At 67.9% G+C, this 2,109-nt stretch carries 1 protein-coding gene; it reads right to left on the reverse strand.

Annotated elements, in window-relative coordinates:
• Positions 1–112: 112 nt before the first annotated feature.
• Positions 113–1,438, reverse strand: coding sequence for a carbohydrate ABC transporter substrate-binding protein (locus ACWD3D_RS36395; RefSeq protein ID WP_451464937.1), 1,326 nt, complete (start codon positions 1,436–1,438; stop codon positions 113–115).
• Between the last annotated feature and the right edge of the window lie 671 nt (positions 1,439–2,109).

The following is a 2,109-nucleotide window of genomic DNA, read 5'->3' on the forward strand; positions in this document are numbered from 1 at the left end:
AGTGACGTTTGTGTGGTGTTCTGTGGTGTGCTGTTGCGATGGCCGGAGCGGATCTGTCGGTTGTGGGCGGCGCCGGGGGCGACCGGGGGGGGCCGGGTCGCCGCCGGGCACGTCAGTTGCCCGCCTGGCGCAGCTTCTCGCTGGCCTCGTTCAGCGCGGACTGCCACTTGGCTTCGGTGGTGTCGCCGCTGATGATGCTGTTGGCGGTGTCGAAGAGCGTGGCCTTGATGTCGACGCCCTCGACCGGCGAGGTGCTCGCGAAGCCGCCGACGAGCGCGGAGACCGACGGGTCCTCGTAGAGCTTGTAGAACGAGGCGCTCTCACCGGTCAGGCTGTCGGCGATGCCCTGGATCGGCTGGATCGCGTTCGACTTGGCGAAGATCTTCGCCGCCTCGTCGGAGTACAGGTAGGCGACGAAGTCCTTCGCCGCGTCCTTGTGCTGGGCGGCGCTGGGGACCCAGACCGACTCGACCGAGGTCGTCAGGTAGCGCTTGGCGCCCGCCGTGACGGCCGGCAGCGGGGTCAGGCCCCAGGTGAAGCCGTCGGCACGCGGGGCGTCCGCCATCTCACCGGTGATCCAGGTGCCGTTCGGCATGAACAGCGCCTTGTTGTCCAGGATCGACTGCTGGTTCTTGGTGAAGTCCTGCTCGTTGGCGTAGCCGACGGTGGTGGGCGCGGCGTAGCTGAGCAGCTTGGTCGTGATGTCGAGCGCCTTCTTGGCGTTCGCCGACTTCCAGATGTCCTTCTTGTAGGTCATGACGTCGGTGTAGAACTGCTCCCCGCCGACGTCGGCGAGCAGCGCGAAGAAGTACGAGTCGAGGTAACCGGCGGTCGGGTAGGTGAAGAGGGGTATGCCCGCCTTCTTCGCCTTGTCGCCGAGCGCGAACATCTCGTCCCAGGTGGCCGGGGTCTTCCAGCCGTTCTTCTCGAACAGGCCCTGGTTGTAGAACAGCCCGGTCGGCGCGTAGTACATCGGCATCAGGTACGTCTTGTCCGTGCCGTACGGGTTGGTGTTCAGGTTGCCGACGATGCCCTCGGTGAGCTTGTCGCCGACCGTCTTGTCCTCGCCGGGAACCTTCGTCTTGAGGACCGGGGTGAGGTCCTCGACGGCCTTGTCCTTGACCAGGGTCTCGGTGAGGGCGGCCTTGCGGCCCTGCCCGAGCACCACGACGTCCGGGTACTTGCCGGCCTTCATGTTCGGGGTGATCTCGTCCTCGATGCTCTTCGAGATCTGGAGCTGGACGTCCACGTCGGGGTGGGTCGCCTCGTAGGCCTTGATGACCTGGGCGTACATGTCCCGGCCGTAGCCGCCTTCGAGGGCGGCGACCTTGAGGGTCGTCTTGCCGGAGTCCGCGCTGTCCCCGCCTCCCGAACATCCGGTGGCGAGCAGCCCGAGCACCGTCACAGCGGTGCCCGCGAAGGCGAGCGACTTCCTCATTTGGGGGGTCCTTCCCGTGGACAACTGCCCACCTGACTGCGAGTGGCAGAGCGGGCGCGGTGGGCCCCCATCGAGGGTCCGGTCACCGCGCGCCGCGCCACCGCAGTGCCGGATTTGGATCTTCGTTGATCCGGCGTTGTTACGGTGGCACCGATAACATGGTGCGTACGATGGCATCGATCACATGACGGCGCAAGGGGTCAGATGAGGTCGATTCGCCGAACGGGGCGCACCGGGACCGATCCGCACGTCGTGGCGGACCGGCGCGCGGCCCGGGGCGGGGCACTCACGGAGCGCGATCGGACGCCAGCATTCCACGCACACAAGGGAGTTCCGGCGTCACGGCCGGAACACGCGCAGGCGCTCACGCACTCCGCGGACCACCACGGGGTGGTCCATAACGTTTTCGCAAGGACCCTGTCGAATCCCGCGCGGAGCCGGCACCGAACCGCCGCGAACCGCGCGCGAGCGGGACGAAAGGGCGCACCCGGGACGGGAGTCGGACGGGGCGAACCCTGGCGATCGTCACGAGTCGGCCAACTCGGGGCCGACTCGGGCGTCACATGACGAACAGGGTCGGATCGACCGCACGGGCGCATGGCCGCAGGGGCGCACGGGCGTATGGCCGCACGGGCGCATGGCCGCACGGGCGCACGGCCGCACGGGCGACC

Source organism: Streptomyces sp. NPDC002690 (assembly GCF_053592415.1).